Genomic DNA, 15,358 nt, shown 5'->3' with positions numbered 1-15,358 from the left:
CTGGCCATGATTAAGGAACGATGTCGTGATCATGACGTGAATGCACGGGATTGTCATCCTGTCAGTTCGCCGCGATTCACCGCCGCAGCCATTCGTGCAGGACACACGCAGGGTCGTCAGCGCGCAGCTTCTGCGAGCCGAGACTGCGCCAATGCGACAGGTCCACGTCGGGAAAATACGCGTCGGCATCGGGCACCACGGTGTCGACCTCGGTGATCAAAAGCCGATCCGCCGCAGCCATCAGAGCGGCGTAGATGCGCGCGCCGCCGATGCCATAGATCCGCCGGTGCCCCTGTGTTTCGGCAAAGGCGACGGCTGCCATCGGATCGGCAAAGACGTGTTCGGCATCCAGCGCCGTCGAGGACGAAACGACAAGGTTCAACCGGTTCTTCAGCGGCTTCACCGGCAGGCTTTCCCAGGTTCGCCGCCCCATGATCAACGCGCCGCCCGTCGTCTCGCGCTGGAAGAACGCCAGATCCTCGGGTGCGCGCCACGGAATGGCGCCGTTTTTCCCGATCGCCCCATCCCGGGCGCGGGCGACCACCAGCGACAGCATCAGACCGCCACCGGCGCGCGGATCGCCGGATCGGGATCGTAATCCAGCACCTCGAAATCATCATAGGTGAAATCGAAGATCGACGGCACGTCACGCCGGATATTCAGGCGCGGCAGCGGCTTGGGCGTGCGTGCCAGTTGTGTTGCCACCTGCTCCATGTGGTTGGAATAGATATGCGCATCGCCAATCGAGTGGATGAAATCGCCGGGCACATAGCCGGTGACATGGGCCAGCATGTGGGTCAGCAGCGCATAGGACGCGATGTTGAACGGCACGCCCAGAAACATGTCGGCAGACCGTTGATAGAGTTGCAGGTGCAGCGTCCCGTTCAATACCCGCACCTGCCACAGCGTATGGCACGGCGGCAGCGCCATGTCCGGCACCTCGCCCGGGTTCCACGCCGACACGATCAACCGGCGACTGTCGGGCGTCTTGCGGATCGCATCGACCAGATCGGCGATCTGATCGATGGTGCGCGCCCGATACAGCGCGCCCTCATCGTCCGATGTTCCTGTCGGCACCAGCGCCGGGAAATGCCGCCACTGCGCGCCGTAAACCGGCCCGAGGTCGCCATTCGCATCGGCCCATTCATTCCAGATCGAGACGCCGTTCTCGTTCAGATAACGGATGTTGGTATCGCCCGACAGGAACCACAGAAGTTCGTGGATGATCGACCGCAGATGCACCTTTTTCGTCGTGACCAGAGGAAATCCGTCGGCCAGCCGATACCGCTGCTGCATTCCGAAACACGACAGGGTGCCGGTGCCGGTGCGGTCGTCGGACGGCGTTCCGTGCTCCAGGATATGACGCAAGGCGGAATGATATTGTTGCATGGCGCGAATCCTCGCCTGTCGGGAATCAGGGCGACGGCCTTGTCGCCGTCCCGCACTTGGACCACGAAAATGGTGTAGCTTTCAACACACGGCAGACCGCAAAAGGCCAAGCGATCACACCGTTGCTTGACACATCAGCGGACCCGCTGCGACAAATCGGCAAAACAAAGCAGTGGACAGGCACACCATGATCCCCAGATACATCGCCCTCGGGGCCTTCCTTGCGCTTGCCGCATGCGGAAGCGACGCGAACAACCCCTTCGATCCGACCGATGGCAATGACGGATCCGAGAATGGCGGCGCGGGTGACGATGGCACTCCGATTTCGCGCGAAGGTCTGCCGCCGGGCACCGCCAGTCCCACACCCGACAACTCGATTTTCCGGCGCGAAGCGCTGACAGAAGACGGCAACGGATTCGCCCGCGATATCTCGTACGACGGCACAACCGACACGTTCACCGTGAACAATCTGGCATTCGATGGCGATACCGAAGGGCGTAGCGATTACATCCGCGCCTCGGCGGTCAGCAGCCTTGGACCCTTCGCCGTCTATGAAAACACCGATCCTGCCGTCGACCTGATAAACGGTCGGCCGGTCAGCCAATTCGCGTACCGCGCCATCTACGGCGTATCTACCAGTGGCAATTCCGAATTCGCCATCGTGCGGACCGGCAGCTACATACCCTATGGTTTCGGCGGCTTCATCTACCAGCGCGACGGCGGGGTGACCCTGCCGACAACCGGACAAGGGTCGTATGAAGGCTCCTATGCCGGCCTGCGCGATTTCAACAGCAGGGGCGGACTGGAATACACCTCGGCTGACGCCGCCATCGAGGTCGATTTCGAAGATTTCAACAGCGGTCAGGGCGTCCGGGCGGCGTTCACCAACCGGCGGATCTTCGACATTCTGGGCCAGGACGTAACCCAGGACGTCATCGCCGCATATAACGCCGACAATCCCGACGGGCGAATCGGAGCCTTGCCGATGATCCAGTTCCGGGTCGGTGCCGGCACCACCGATCCGAACGGCGAGATCCTGGGCGATGCCTATTCGATCCTGGGCAATAGCGAGTTCGAAAGCGGCAATTACTATGCGGTGGTATCGGGCCAGGACGCGGCAGAGATCACCGGTGTCGTTGTCATCACCTCGACCGATCCGCGTCCGGATTTCGGGACGGTTCGCGAAACCGGCGGCTTCATCGTCTACCGTAATCCCTGAGGCCCGAATGCTGCGTTCCGCCTGCCTGGCCATGTCCCTGGTCCTGTGCCCAGTATCGCTGGCGCAGGCCCAGACGCTGACCCCGAACGACATGCGCGCGGCCGCGATCCGCGCCGTGGGGGTGGGCGATGCGCGCGCGGCGCTGACGCTGACCGACGCATTGCTGGCGCGTGACGCCGGCGATTCGGTGGCGCTGAACGTCCGCTCGCGGGCATTGCGCAACCTTGGGCAGTATGCGGCCGCCGAAAAGGCCGGGCGGCAAGCGTGGAGCATTGCGGACACACCGGCCGAAAAGTTCAGCGCGGCCACCCTGGTGGCGCAGGCCCTGGCCTCGGACGGCAAGAAGACGCGCGCGCAGTTCTGGTTGCGCCGCGCGGCCCACAACGCGCCGAGCGAGAACCGCCGCCGCCAGGCCATCCGCGATTTTCGCTATGTGCAGGCGTCGAACCCGCTGCAGACCAGCCTCAGCTTCAACATCTCGCCGACGTCGAACGCAAACAACGGATCGACAACCGACACGTTCAACTGGTTCGGCCTGCCGCTGACCCTGAACGGCACCGCCCGCGCGCTTTCGGGGGTGCAGTATTCCGCCTCGGGCGCCTTCCGGTATCGTCTGAAGGAAAGCGCGACGGCGAAAACCGACCTGACGCTCAGCCTGCAGCATCAGACCTATTCGCTGTCGAGCGAAGCCAAATCCATCGCCCCGGATGCCAAGGGGTCGGATTTCGCTTTTACCGCCGCACAGCTGACCTTGGGGCGTGAATGGATCACGGGCCGCGGCGCAAAGAAGCGGTTCACCGGCACGCGGCTGACGCTTGGCAAAAACTGGTATGGCGGCGATGCGTTGACCGACTATGCCCGGATCGGCGCCTACACCCGGTTTCAGGTGAGCCCGACTTCGATAGCGCAGGTCGGGTTGGACCTGGAAACCCAGAAACGCCACGACGGCGGCGGCGACACCGCCAATGCGGTGGCGCTGGACGGAACGCTGTATCGCACGCTTGCAAACGGGGCGCGCGTCAGCTTTGGCGGCAATTTGCGCCGTTCCGTGTCAGACCGCGACGATCTCGATTTCACCTTCGGGAGCGTGGTGGCAAGCTATCAATTGCCGAAACCGGTGCTTGGGGCCTTCGTGACCCTGCGCGGCGAACTTGCGGTGCGCGAATTCGATGACAGCCCGTACACGATCGACGGACGACGCGATGTCACGAAAGGTTTGGGCCTGGAGTTGTTCTTTGCCGAAACCGATTTCTACGGCTTTGCACCGACCGTCTCGCTGAACGGAAACACGCGGGATTCGGACGTCGATCTGTATGACACCCGCAACCTTGGTGTCGAGGTCGGATTTCGCTCGGTCTTCTGAGGCCGGCGGCGCGGAAACGACCCCTGTCAAACCGGTGCCAAATCACTATGCTGCCACCGGCAAGACAGGAGGCATCTATGAAAATCAAGTATCTGCATACCATGGTCCGGGTGAAGGACCTCGAGAAATCCAAGGCGTTCTATGAACTGCTGGGCCTCGTCGAGACGCGCCGCAAGGACAGCGAAAGCGGGCGGTTCTCGCTGGTGTTCATGTCACCGCCGGGTCAGGAAGACGCCGCGGTCGAGATGACGTGGAACTGGGACGGCGACGATGGCCTGCCCAGCGACAGCAGGCACTTCGGTCATCTGGCCTATAGCGTCGAGAATATCTATGACATCTGCCAACACCTGATGGACAACGGCGTGACCATTAACCGCCCGCCCCGCGACGGGCACATGGCGTTCGTCCGCTCGCCCGACAACATCTCGGTCGAACTGCTGCAGATGGGCGATCCGCTTGAAAAGCAGGAACCCTGGGCAAGCATGGAAAACACCGGCCACTGGTGAGCGGTAAGGGCGGGATGGGCAACACCCTTCCCGCCCGCGCCGTCGGTTCGGCCCCGGGGGCCGGATGGCCGCCCGCTAATAGATATAGCGGATCTGGTCGGTCCAATACCGTTCGACGCGGCGCAGGGACGCATTGATGACTTCGATCCCATCCGCGCCCAGCACGCCGCGCGATTGCAGGCCGTCGGCATGGCGCGCGAACAGCTTGTGCACCACGTCATGCACCGCGCGCCCCTTCGGGGTCAGCTTCACGCGGACCGCGCGCCGGTCGATACCGCACCGCTGGTGATGCATGTATTCCATCTCGACCAGCTTCTTGAGATTGTAGGACACGTTCGAGCCCTGGTAATAGCCGCGGCTCTTGAGCTCGCCCGCCGTGACCTCGTGATCACCGACGTTGAACAGCAACAGCGCCTGCACGGGATTGATCTCGAGCACGCCCATCCGTTCGAATTCGTCTTTCAGAACGTCCAGCAGCAAACGATGCAGGCGTTCGACAAGAGAAAGACAATCCAGGTATTCGGACATGAAACCGCGATCGCCGACGCTGTCCAAACGTTCATGCACACTCATCATTCTCTCCGCCATCAACTGTTCCGGGGTCCAGCTTTGACGCAGAAAACTTAATTAAACGCAAACTTCAGGATGATCCGCCTCAACGGGCGCCGGCGTGGCGCGCGATATCCGAAATCAGCGCGTCATAATGGGCCGGTACCGGCGTCTGGCCGGTGACCCATTGATAGAGATCGTGATCGTTTTCCGACAACAGGGCGTCGTAAAGATCCAGATCGCCCGGCGTCAGCCGGTCCAGCCCGGCGTCGGAATAGGCGCCCAGGATCAGGTCCATCTCCTTGATCCCACGGCGCATGCTGCGCATGGCCAACCGCTTCAGGCGATGCTCGCGGCTTTCATGATCCATCGGCAACACCCGTGCGCACAGCGGTCTTGAGCCGCTTTTCCAGCCGGCCGATACGGTCCGCCATGCGCGTCAGATCACTTTGGGTCTGGCGCAGGTCGGTCAGGATATCCTTGATATCGGCAGGCATTTCCTGGGTTTCGTCCGGATTGGGCAGGCCCTCGCCCTCACCAGTCAACAACCAGCGCAACGATACGTTCAGCAATCCCGACAGCATCGCCAGACGGTTCGCGCGCGGTTCGGACAGGTCGTTCTCCCACGCCGCAAGGGTCTTCAGCTTGACACCGACGCGGCGCGCCAGGTCTTCCTGGCTCATCCCCACGAAACCACGCGCATCGGCCAGGCGATCGCCGAAGGTGGCCGTGTCGTTCGAATACCAGTTCCGCGCGTCGTCGGCGTCCGGATCGGTCGCGGTTGCGCTCATCACATTCTCCCTGATTTCGGCTTTGCCCGGCCGGATCCGTGATTGGGCTTGATCCGGTATCGCAACAATCCTAGGACAAACCAACCAGATTTGCCACCGGGAGACGACCATGGACTTCCTGTCCGCGACATTGAACCGCGTCAAGCCCAGCCCGACGATCGCCGTCTCCACCAAGGCGGCCGAGTTGAAGGCCGCCGGCCGGGACGTCATCGGCCTGGGCGCTGGCGAGCCGGATTTCGACACGCCCGACAACATCAAGGAAGCCGCGAAAGCGGCCATCGATGCGGGCAAGACGAAATACACCGCCGTCGACGGCATCGCCGAGCTGAAACAGGCGATCTGTGCCAAGTTCAAGCGCGAGAACGGGCTGGACTACACCCCGGCACAGGTCAGTGTGGGCACCGGCGGCAAGCAGATCCTGTATAACGCGCTGATGGCGACACTGAATCCGGGCGACGAGGTGGTGATCCCCGCCCCCTATTGGGTCAGCTATCCCGACATGGTCCTGTTGGCCGGGGGCACGCCGGTGTTCGCCGAAGCATCGATGCAGACCGGTTTCAAGCTGACCGCCGATCAACTGGAATCGGCGATCACGGACAAGACGAAATGGCTGATCTTCAATTCGCCGTCCAACCCCACCGGGGCGGGCTATACCCGTGACGAGTTGAAGGCGCTGACCGACGTGCTGCTGCGCCATCCCCATGTCTGGGTGATGACCGACGACATGTATGAACACCTGACGTTCGGCGATTTCACGTTCTGCACCCCGGCCGAGGTCGAACCGAAGCTGTATGACCGCACGCTGACCTGCAACGGCGTGTCGAAAGCCTATGCCATGACCGGATGGCGCATCGGCTATGCCGCCGGGCCGGAACATCTGATCCGGGCCATGCGCAAGATCCAGTCGCAAAGCACATCGAACCCCAGTTCAATCAGCCAGTGGGCCGCGGTCGAGGCGCTGAACGGGCCACAGGATTTCCTGGCCGAGAACCGCGCGGTCTTTGAACGCCGCCGCGATCTGGTGGTGTCGATGCTGAACGACGCCGAAGGGTTGCGATGCCCCGTTCCCGACGGCGCCTTCTATGTCTATCCGTCCATCTCGGGCTGCATCGGCAAGACATCGGCCGGCGGCGTAAAGATCGTGGACGACGAAACCTTCGCCACCGCCCTGCTGGAAGAGACCGGCGTCGCGGTGGTGTTCGGCGCCGCCTTCGGCCTGTCACCCTATTTCCGCGTCAGCTATGCCACGTCGGACGACGCACTGCGCGAGGCCTGCACGCGGATTCAGACGTTCTGTGCCGGCCTGACCTAGGCGCATCATGTCCGCTGACCTGCCCGACTATTACTTTCGTATCCGTGACAACGGCGCGTTCGTGTTCAGGGTCGAACAGGATCCGCGCCAGCGGCGGATCGAGACGAACCAGATTGCGGTGGTCAACATCCGCAACAACGAGGTCAAGCCCCACGGCAGCCACGCCCTGACGCCCGAGGATCTGGCCGCCATCGAAGACTGGATGATCCGTCGCCGCGAAACTCTGGCACGGCGCGAGGTCGACGATATCCACCGCGCGGTGGATTTCCTGAACACCACCACCCACTGGCTGCAAAGCCGCGCCACCGACGATCAGATCGATGCGGTCACCGACGATCTGCTGCTGGCCATGCACGATCTGCGCAGTGTTCTGGTGCGCAAGAAGGCCGAACGCGCCATGCGGGACGTCGCCGACTGAGGCTTGGCCTTAGCAACGTTTCACGCGCAGCATGGCCGTGAACGGAGCATCGCGAGGGGATCACGATGCTCCGATAAAAATTACTCGGACAGGTTTTCAGCCACGTTGAGAAGCCCGAAACCGGCACCGATCAGGGCCAGCACGGTGCGCACACGCACCACCGGGCTTTCGGTCGCAAGAACGACATCGCCCGGCTGAATTTCCATGTTGCGCGCACTGAACAGACCGTCAGTCGTTGTCATGTCGATGGCAAAAACCACCCGTTCCTCGCGCGGGCCAAGCTGCCCCGCCGCAAGGGCAGCCCGCGGATATTCCCGCAGGACCAGAACACCCTGCGCATCGGCCCGGCTGTCGGCCAGACCACCGATCATGGAAATCGCCTCGAGCGCGGTAATGCGATCGCGATTGAAATAGACGATTTCCTCCTTGCCGGACGCGCCAAGAGACATGAAGAACCGATCGTCCTCTTCGACGATCACCTTGTCGCCGCCGGTCAAGACGGCATCAAGGCCGGGATTCTCGTAAAGCCGCTCGACCGTGGTCAGATAGGTTTGCGACCCCCGCTGCAGACGCACCCGCGGGTTGCGCAACGTCGGCGGAATACCCCCGCCTTGCGAGATCAGCGACAACACCGAAAAATTGCGATCCGGCAAGGGGAAGCTGCCCGGATTGCTGACGCCGGCCACCAGATCAACCGTGTTCTGGCGTCCCGCCTCCAGCGACAACTGAACCTGCGCCGATGGTGAAATCGGCCCAAGCTGCCCCTGGATCGCCTCGCGCGCGCGGTCCGGTGACATTCCTGCGATGCGGATGTCGCCGACATAGGGAATGAAGACCCGCCCCGACGGCGATACCTTCATCGCGCCAAGCGATGCGACCCGATCACCGCTGGACAGCAGAAGCGAATTGTCCTGGTTGTCCCAGATCTGGATGTTGACGGTATCGCCGGCCTGAATCAGCTGGCCGCTCGATCCCTTCGAGGCGCGCGGCCAGCCGTGGGAATACTCGGGGTTGACGTCGGGCCAGGCCTGGAGCGTCGGTAGAAGCGACCGATTGACGGTGTAGAAGGCAAAGCCCGCCGGATCGGTGTCGGACTTCGACGTGATTTCGGAACGCAACGCCGAACCTTGCGGCAATCCCCCGCAGGCGGACAGCGCAAGGGTCAGACCCAACGACAAAACGAATCCCGTTTTCATAACCGGCATGATATCTCCCCGAGGCAATCCGGCGTCGTCAACCGGATCTGGCAGTCTGCAACCGGTTCCCCGGCCTTGGAAAACTGGTTACATCACGAGCGCAGCAGGTGACAGGAATATTGAGATGGATGAGCCGGTTTTTCTGGGCGGACAGGCCCGGGTGGCCCGATTGGCGGTTTTTCGCTGGCCCGGACGCCGCCCGCTGACGTTTGCGCGACGTCCCGGACCCGGCATCGACACCGTCTGGAACATGGAAGACCCGCCACCACCGGCGCAGGCGGCATCGGTCGTCGTGAACTTTGCCGGCGTCACGCCGGGCCCGGACGCGCCGCTGGCGCGCAACACCGATCTGGCACTTGCGGGGCTGGCCGCGGCGCGGGCCTGGGGTGCGCGACACTATTTCGTGATGTCGTCCTCGGCCGTGTACGGCGATACCGGGCCCGAACCGGCCGCCGAATCCCGCGCACCGCACCCGGTGAACGCCTATGGGGCGGCGAAACTGGCCATGGAACAGGCCGTGCTGGACGCGGCTGGCGCCACGGACGGCCCCAAGGTCACCATCCTGCGGCTGGCGAATGTCGCCGGTGCCGGCCAACCCTTCGATGCGGCGTGCGCGGCGGCGGGGGCGCCCATATCGCTGCACCGCTTCGCGGACGGGCGCGGCCCCAGCCGCAGCTTTATCGGGCCCCTGACCCTGGCGCGCTGTCTGCATGCGCTGTGCAACCGCGCCGCCGCGCGTGATCCGATACCGGCAGTTTTGAACGTGGCCGCGTCCCCGCCCGCGGCCATGTCCGACATCCTCACCGCGCTGGGAACGCCGTTCGACTGGGTCGACGCGCCGCCCGGCGCGCTGCAACATGTGCATCTGGATACCCGCCTTCTGGCGACGCTTTGTGCGGACATCGACATGGATGGCGGCGCCGCGAGAACGCTGGTAAGCGAGGCCGACACATCACAAGCCGGGGATCCGACATGACACGACGCAAACGCATTTTCGACCTTGCGTTGGCCGCCCTGTTGATCGTTCTGCTCGGACCGCTGTTCGTTGTGCTTGTCGTGCTGCTGATGCTGGCCGGGCACAGACCGCTGTTTTACGGCTCGGAGCGTATGTCGACGCCGACACAGGCCTTCACCCTTTGGAAGCTGCGCACCATGCGCGTCAACACCGGCGCCGAGACGGGCGTCTCGGGCGGCGACAAGACGGCGCGAATCACGCGGATCGGCCGCCTGCTGCGCCGCACCCGCCTGGACGAGCTTCCGCAGATCTGGAACATCCTGCGCGGCGACATGAGCTTTGTCGGCCCCCGCCCGCCGTTGCGCGAATATGTCGAACGCTTTCCCGACATCTATGGTGACGTTCTGAAATCACCCCCGGGGGTGACCGGGCTTGCCACGCTTCGGTTTCACCGTCACGAAGAACGTCTGTTGGCCAACTGCACCAGCGCCGCTGAAACCGACGCGGTCTATGCCCGGCGCTGCGTGCCGCGCAAGGCCGCCATCGACTTGATTTACCAGAGAAATCAATCGATGTGCTACGATCTCAAGCTGATCGGCCAGACCTTCAGCCGGCTTATTCCGAAATCGTGACACCCGCCACCGGCGTGGCCGCCGGTACATTCGCGCGGCGCCCCTGGGGCACTGTTTCGATCTGGAAAGCGCCGCGTTCGGGATTGATCCACTGAACGGACTTCCGGATCGTGCCGTCAGCCTCGATCCAATACCGGTTCTCGAAGGCGGCATCTTCGCCGGCGCAGGTTTCCACCACCAGGCGTGCCGAGCTGGCGACACCGGTGACAACCACGCGGTTCTGCCCTGCGTCGGCCAGGGTGCAGAAATAGCGCGCCCGCTGGATCAGTTCATTGCCGCCGAGATAATAGTGATCACGCACCACCGATCCGCGGTCGCGGCGCACATCCGGCACCTCGGCCGACATCAGGTCATCCCCATAGCCACGGGTCGCCACGACCACCCCCTCGCGCAAGGTCAGCGTGATGCCGTCGGCCGAGCGCCAGATCACGTTGCCATTGCGGTCGGACACGATGCCGATCACCGCGTCGCTCTTCGTGCCCAGATCCGTCAGGACCAGAAGAGGCCTGCCGAAAGACCGCAACTCGGCATCGGTGGCCGTCACACCGCCGGTCTTGGCGGCCCGGCTGGCCGCGATGGATCCGATCGCCGCCCGCCCCAGGTCGGTCACGTCGTTGCCGCCGCTGTCGCTTCCGCCGGTGCATCCCGCAAGCAGGGCCGCGGCGGCCATCATCAGCGGCGCAACCCGCCTGCCGGCTTTCCGCCCCACGCCAAACCCGGTTTTCATCGCCACACGCGCCCCCACTGGTCTTCCATCGCGGGGCGGTGATAGCCGCGCACCTTTTCATAAAGCCGACCACCCACGTTCAGCTTCGCGCCGCCGTCCCGCGTGACGGGTCGGATCGTCGTGCCGAGGGTGTAGGTATCGGGCGTGCCAAGGAACCAGGACACGGGAATTTCCAGGCGGATCCCCTTGTCGAACGACCCCTCGCCAAAGTCTTCGGACGAGACATCGGTCAGCGTGGCGAAGGCCCCGACCTTCCAGCCGTTGCGGAATTCGCGGTCGAGATACAGCGTCGCACCGTAATCGCCGGCCAGATAGCGGCCCACATCGACCTGCGCGTGATAGCCGTTTTCGAACGAGTAATAGGCCGACATATGGCCGGTCACGACGTCATAGTCACGAAACCCGAACATCAGGTCGAAATCGCGCTGGCGGACGTAGTTCAGCTCGGCCCCAAGGGCGAAGCGGCTGCTGACCGGCTTCCACAGCAGTTCACCCGATACCCCGCCGAACATCCGTTCGAGATAGCCCAGCGAAACACGTCCATACAGGTCATGGCCGGGCTTGAAGTAATATGCCGCCTGAAGGTTCTCGATCGACGGATCGCCTTCGCGGGCATAGGCCACGCCCTCGGTCCGCACCCCGGGCAGGCGCGAATTGGCCGTGCGGGTGGCATCGCCGATGTTGCCCACCGCCTGCTTGCGCACCGCGCCCGAAAAGATCAGCCCCGGCGTCGGTTCATAGGACGCCTTGAGTTCGGCGCCGAATTCGTAGCGGACAGGTTCGGACGGATCGAAATAGCTGAACCGCGTATAGGGGCCCAACGACCACTGGAAGCGCGGCACGAATTCCGTGTTGATGACCGACCCGGCGGGGCGTTGCCCGGCGTCGGAAAACCCGGCGACCGCCAGCAGGCGGTTCGATCCGTTCGGCGCGCTTTCCAGCGCCTCGACATCGGACCGGCGCAGGGTCACCGCCGAGGCGGGCAAGCCATCCACGACCGGCACGATGCGGAAGGTTTCGACCGATGCCGGCATGGCTGCGGTCAGCGCCCGCATGACCCGGCCGACAAACTGGGCCGACGCATCGTAACGGCTGTTGCGCACCCTTATATCGACGCTGTCCTCATCGACGGCCATGGATTCGATCGTTATCCCCTCGGGTTCCAGCAGGGATTGCGTGACCGTCAACAGGTTCTTCGTGGCCTTGGGCGACCGGGTCCATTGCGTGCCGAAGGCGTCGGGGTCGGACCCGCGCGACGGGCGGGCGATGACCGGCTGCGGCGCGGCGGCGCGACTGCCGTTGATGGCGGGGTTGTAGGGGTTGAACGACAGGTTGACGTTCACGCCCAGTTCCGAGCCATACATGTAGTACCCGCCCACGGTCAGGGCATCGCTGTAACGATAATCGAACCCGAAGTTCAGGGGCGACTTGCGTTCGAGGATGGCGGTGCCGCGCCCGGCCGGATCCCGGCCGGTTTCGATGGTATAGGCGTCCGATGAATATTCGGCCATCAGGGTCAGGTTGTCGTTCACCTTGTATTCAACGCCGGCAAACGGCGCCGCGGGACCGCGAAACCACTGGTCATAGTTCGGTTTGCCGCCCGTTCCGATGAAGAAGAACGGCCGGTCGCCAAACGGCGAGCCGATGTCGTTGTAGGATCCCAGACGCCCCCATCCCAGGCCGCCCGAGACCCGAAGCTTCGGTGACAGGGTCTTGGTCGCAACGACATATTCGCCCGACAGCAGTCCGGTGCCGACAAAATCCTGAAGGCCGATCTTGACGGCGGGAAGATACCTGCTTTCGTCCAGCACCCGCAGCGAGATGTCGAAGCTGCGGTCGTAGTAATCCTCGAACCCGACGTAGTTCAGTCCGCCGAAGCGTGAATACCGAAAGCTGCCTTCGACCCGGGGCAGCATCTGGAACGACAGCGTCGATCGCGTGACGCCGCCAAAGGACGATACAGTCACCGAAAGCTGCCCGTCCGGCTGGCTGATGGCACTGGGAGTGTCGATCAGGCCGGTTACGCCGTAGAAGTTCAACCCCGGCCGGTCGGCGAAGCCCGCGTCGTTCTGGGCTTGGACAACATTCCACCCCACCAGCGACAGGGTCGCCCCAAGCGTTCCGGCGACAATTGCACGGCGCGAAGATGTCGAACGTTGCGTCACGGGCGATTTCCTGGCTCAGACGGATGCATCGACGCAGTCCGACAATCGGCGGTATTGTAACGCCTCATGGGGTGGTGCTGCAATCGGTAGGATAGGGATTTCGCGCGGCAGCCGATGCGCGCGCAAGGATGTGCCTTTATTCCAACGGCAAGGACGCGCGATGCCGGGATGTCAGGCGCTGTCGGACGCCGCGGCCGACCGCGATTCCTCGTATCCTTCGACCCAGCGTTGGGCGACGGCCAGCGCGGCCATTTCGTTGCCCGTAGCCATCGCCTCGCGCAGGGCGCGGATGGCCGAGGCGACCTCGATCTCGGACAGGTGGGCCTCGTGGGCGGCAAAGATCTTTTCATGGGCGGTGGTGACGTGCCCTTCGCCGATCAACAGTTCTTCGTGCAGCTTTTCACCCGGCCGCAAGCCGACTTCCCGGATCTCGATATCGCCTTCGGGATTGTTTTCGTCGCGCACGGTATATCCGGCCTGCTGGATCACGCTTTGCGCCATGTCCCAAATGCGGCGCGACTTGCCCATGTCCAGGACGAAGACCTCGCCGCCCTTGGCGAAAGATCCCGCCATCAGGACCAGGCTGACCGCCTCTTCGATGGTCATGAAGAACCGGGTGACGTCCCGGTGCGTGACGGTCACGGGCCCGCCGCGCGCGATCTGCTCCTGAAACAAGGGCACGACCGATCCCGACGATCCCAGCACGTTGCCGAACCGCACCATCGCGAACACCGTGTCGGGGGATCTTGCGGCCAGGTCCTGGACCACCAGTTCGGCCAGCCGCTTGGAGGCGCCCATCACGTTGGTCGGACGCACGGCCTTGTCCGACGAGATCAGGATGAAACGTTCGACACCCGCCTCGCGGGCTTCGCGGGCCATGGTCCATGTGCCCAGGACGTTGTTGGCAAGACCGACCAGCGGATTGTCCTCGACGATCGGAACGTGCTTGTAGGCCGCGGCATGCATCACGACCTTGATGTCGTGCTCCTGCAACACGCGGCGGACAAGCCGCGGTTCGGTGACCGAACCGAGGACCGAGATGATCTGGGTTCCGACCTTTTCCGCCAGGGGCCGCAGGTTCTTCTCGACTTCGTAAAGCGCGTATTCGCTGATTTCGAAGATCACCAGCTTGGCGGGCTTGCACCACAACACCTGGCGACACAGTTCGGACCCGATGGAGCCGCCACCGCCCGTGACCATGACGTTGCGCCCGGCCACATGGGTGCACCCGGCGTTCAGGCTGCGATCGAACGGCTTGCGCCCCAGGAACCGCGAAGGCGGCACCGGGACCAGTTTGTCGACGATGTTCTCCTCTTCACCGATCAGCTGTGAAAAGCTGGGCAAGGCCTGGACCTCAAGCCCCATCTGTTCCAGCCGCCACGCGATCTGCGTCCGCTTGGGATGCGCCAGCGACGGCATGGCCAACAGGATGCGATCGACCGATTTCAGACGCACGATGTTGGCGATGTTGATCGGCGCAAGCACGGGAAGGCCGCTCATCGTCAGGCCCTGAAGCGCGGTGTTGTCATCGACGAAGGCGACCGGATCGATCGTCTCGTGGACACTCAGCGCACGCGCCAGTTGCCGCCCCGTGTGACCGGCCCCATAGATCAGAACCCGGCACCGCGCGTTCATCCGCCGATAGATCGCTTTCAGCGTCTCCAGCATGATCACCCGCGTGCTGGCTGAAAACACCAGATACACGATGCCGAAAACGACATAGGTTCCGATGGACACCGACAAGCCCGAAATCTGGTGCAACGCCGCACTGCACAAGGCCACCAACAGCGACAACAGCGACAGCCGGCCCATGCAGGACAGGTCGAAATCCTTCAGGCGGATGCGGGGAATGCGCAGGAACGTCGAAATCGCCCCGGTCAGGATGACCAGCAACGCAATAAGCAACAGGCTTTGCGAACCGATGGCGAACGTGCGCCCGCTCTCATACTGAACGGCAAGTGTGAACAGATAGGCCAACGGTACAAGGGCAAGGTCGACACCAAGAAGCACGATCCGCTTCTGATAGGGTGACAGAGAGATCAGGTGCTTCTTGATACGATCCATGACTGGCAGTCCCAAAATCGACATAAAAAAAATATCTTCATGGGCGGCCGTGCGACCCCCCCGCAATATCGT

The 15,358-nt window shown here is 63.3% G+C and carries 16 protein-coding genes; 7 read left to right on the top strand and 9 right to left on the bottom strand.

Annotated elements, in window-relative coordinates; genetic code table 11:
* Nucleotides 1-76: 76 nt before the first annotated feature.
* Both CFP68_RS07685 and CFP68_RS07680 read right to left on the bottom strand, forming a co-directional pair.
* Complete coding sequence (locus CFP68_RS07685) at nucleotides 77-556, bottom strand: dihydrofolate reductase (protein ID WP_099826334.1); 480 nt, start codon at nucleotides 554-556, stop codon at nucleotides 77-79.
* On the bottom strand, nucleotides 556-1,389 hold the full coding sequence (locus CFP68_RS07680; RefSeq protein WP_099826333.1) for a thymidylate synthase: 834 nt from the start codon (nucleotides 1,387-1,389) through the stop codon (nucleotides 556-558). Before CFP68_RS07680 ends, CFP68_RS07685 begins: the two co-directional genes overlap by 1 nt.
* A 187-nt stretch (nucleotides 1,390-1,576) precedes the next feature.
* Between CFP68_RS07680 and CFP68_RS07675 the strand changes: the two genes are divergently transcribed.
* The 3 genes from CFP68_RS07675 (at nucleotide 1,577) to CFP68_RS07665 (ending at nucleotide 4,477) form a co-directional block, all read left to right on the top strand.
* A complete protein-coding gene (locus CFP68_RS07675; RefSeq protein ID WP_099826332.1) occupies nucleotides 1,577-2,608 on the top strand; it encodes a hypothetical protein in 1,032 nt (343 codons plus the stop codon).
* A 7-nt stretch (nucleotides 2,609-2,615) separates the two neighbouring features.
* A complete protein-coding gene (locus CFP68_RS07670; protein ID WP_099826331.1) occupies nucleotides 2,616-3,971 on the top strand; it encodes a porin family protein in 1,356 nt (451 codons plus the stop codon).
* Nucleotides 3,972-4,048: 77 nt separating this feature from the next.
* A complete protein-coding gene (locus CFP68_RS07665) occupies nucleotides 4,049-4,477 on the top strand; it encodes a VOC family protein (protein ID WP_099826330.1) in 429 nt (142 codons plus the stop codon).
* Nucleotides 4,478-4,552: 75 nt separating this feature from the next.
* Here the strand turns inward: CFP68_RS07665 and CFP68_RS07660 are convergent, their stop codons facing one another.
* The 3 genes from CFP68_RS07660 to CFP68_RS07650 all read right to left on the bottom strand — a co-directional run bounded on the left by CFP68_RS07660 (nucleotide 4,553) and on the right by CFP68_RS07650 (nucleotide 5,817).
* On the bottom strand, nucleotides 4,553-5,065 hold the full coding sequence (locus tag CFP68_RS07660) for a MarR family winged helix-turn-helix transcriptional regulator (protein ID WP_420915817.1): 513 nt from the start codon (nucleotides 5,063-5,065) through the stop codon (nucleotides 4,553-4,555).
* Between the two features lie 67 nt (nucleotides 5,066-5,132).
* Nucleotides 5,133-5,396, bottom strand: a complete 264-nt coding sequence (locus CFP68_RS07655; protein ID WP_099826329.1) for an FAD assembly factor SdhE — start codon at nucleotides 5,394-5,396, stop codon at nucleotides 5,133-5,135.
* Entirely contained in the window at nucleotides 5,386-5,817 is a 432-nt protein-coding gene (locus CFP68_RS07650; protein WP_099826328.1) for a helix-turn-helix domain-containing protein, read from the bottom strand. The genes CFP68_RS07655 and CFP68_RS07650 overlap by 11 nt, the downstream gene beginning before the upstream one ends.
* Nucleotides 5,818-5,926: 109 nt before the next feature.
* Here CFP68_RS07650 and CFP68_RS07645 point away from each other — a divergent pair, with 109 nt between their 5' ends.
* Together CFP68_RS07645 and CFP68_RS07640 are read left to right on the top strand one after the other, a co-directional pair.
* Nucleotides 5,927-7,129 (top strand): pyridoxal phosphate-dependent aminotransferase, encoded by a 1,203-nt coding sequence (locus CFP68_RS07645; protein WP_099826327.1) that lies wholly within the window; start codon nucleotides 5,927-5,929, stop codon nucleotides 7,127-7,129.
* 7 nt (nucleotides 7,130-7,136) lie between these two features.
* Nucleotides 7,137-7,547: a hypothetical protein gene (locus CFP68_RS07640; protein WP_099826326.1), complete on the top strand. Its 411-nt coding sequence runs from the start codon at nucleotides 7,137-7,139 to the stop codon at nucleotides 7,545-7,547.
* A gap of 80 nt (nucleotides 7,548-7,627) precedes the next feature.
* Here the strand turns inward: CFP68_RS07640 and CFP68_RS07635 are convergent, their stop codons facing one another.
* Entirely contained in the window at nucleotides 7,628-8,752 is a 1,125-nt protein-coding gene (locus CFP68_RS07635) for a polysaccharide biosynthesis/export family protein (RefSeq protein WP_241523996.1), read from the bottom strand.
* A gap of 115 nt (nucleotides 8,753-8,867) precedes the next feature.
* Here CFP68_RS07635 and CFP68_RS07630 point away from each other — a divergent pair, with 115 nt between their 5' ends.
* The gene (locus tag CFP68_RS07630; RefSeq protein ID WP_158234142.1) at nucleotides 8,868-9,719 is read left to right on the top strand and encodes an NAD-dependent epimerase/dehydratase family protein; all 852 of its coding nucleotides are present in this window, start codon (nucleotides 8,868-8,870) and stop codon (nucleotides 9,717-9,719) included.
* Entirely contained in the window at nucleotides 9,716-10,330 is a 615-nt protein-coding gene (locus CFP68_RS07625; RefSeq protein WP_099826323.1) for a sugar transferase, read from the top strand. Before CFP68_RS07630 ends, CFP68_RS07625 begins: the two co-directional genes overlap by 4 nt.
* Here CFP68_RS07625 and CFP68_RS07620 read toward each other — a convergent pair.
* The 3 genes from CFP68_RS07620 to CFP68_RS07610 form a co-directional block, all read right to left on the bottom strand.
* The gene (locus CFP68_RS07620; protein ID WP_145953415.1) at nucleotides 10,314-11,057 is read right to left on the bottom strand and encodes a YjbF family lipoprotein; all 744 of its coding nucleotides are present in this window, start codon (nucleotides 11,055-11,057) and stop codon (nucleotides 10,314-10,316) included. The genes CFP68_RS07625 and CFP68_RS07620 overlap by 17 nt on opposite strands.
* Nucleotides 11,054-13,222, bottom strand: a complete 2,169-nt coding sequence (locus CFP68_RS07615; RefSeq protein ID WP_099826321.1) for a YjbH domain-containing protein — start codon at nucleotides 13,220-13,222, stop codon at nucleotides 11,054-11,056. The genes CFP68_RS07620 and CFP68_RS07615 overlap by 4 nt, the downstream gene beginning before the upstream one ends.
* A gap of 171 nt (nucleotides 13,223-13,393) precedes the next feature.
* Complete coding sequence (locus CFP68_RS07610) at nucleotides 13,394-15,286, bottom strand: polysaccharide biosynthesis protein (protein ID WP_241523995.1); 1,893 nt, start codon at nucleotides 15,284-15,286, stop codon at nucleotides 13,394-13,396.
* Nucleotides 15,287-15,358 lie beyond the last annotated feature (72 nt).

Source organism: Oceaniglobus indicus (genome assembly GCF_002751875.1).
GTDB lineage: Bacteria > Pseudomonadota > Alphaproteobacteria > Rhodobacterales > Rhodobacteraceae > Oceaniglobus > Oceaniglobus indicus.
The sequence above is the reverse complement of the archived record's forward strand: the minus strand, read 5'-3'. Positions and strand labels throughout refer to the sequence as shown.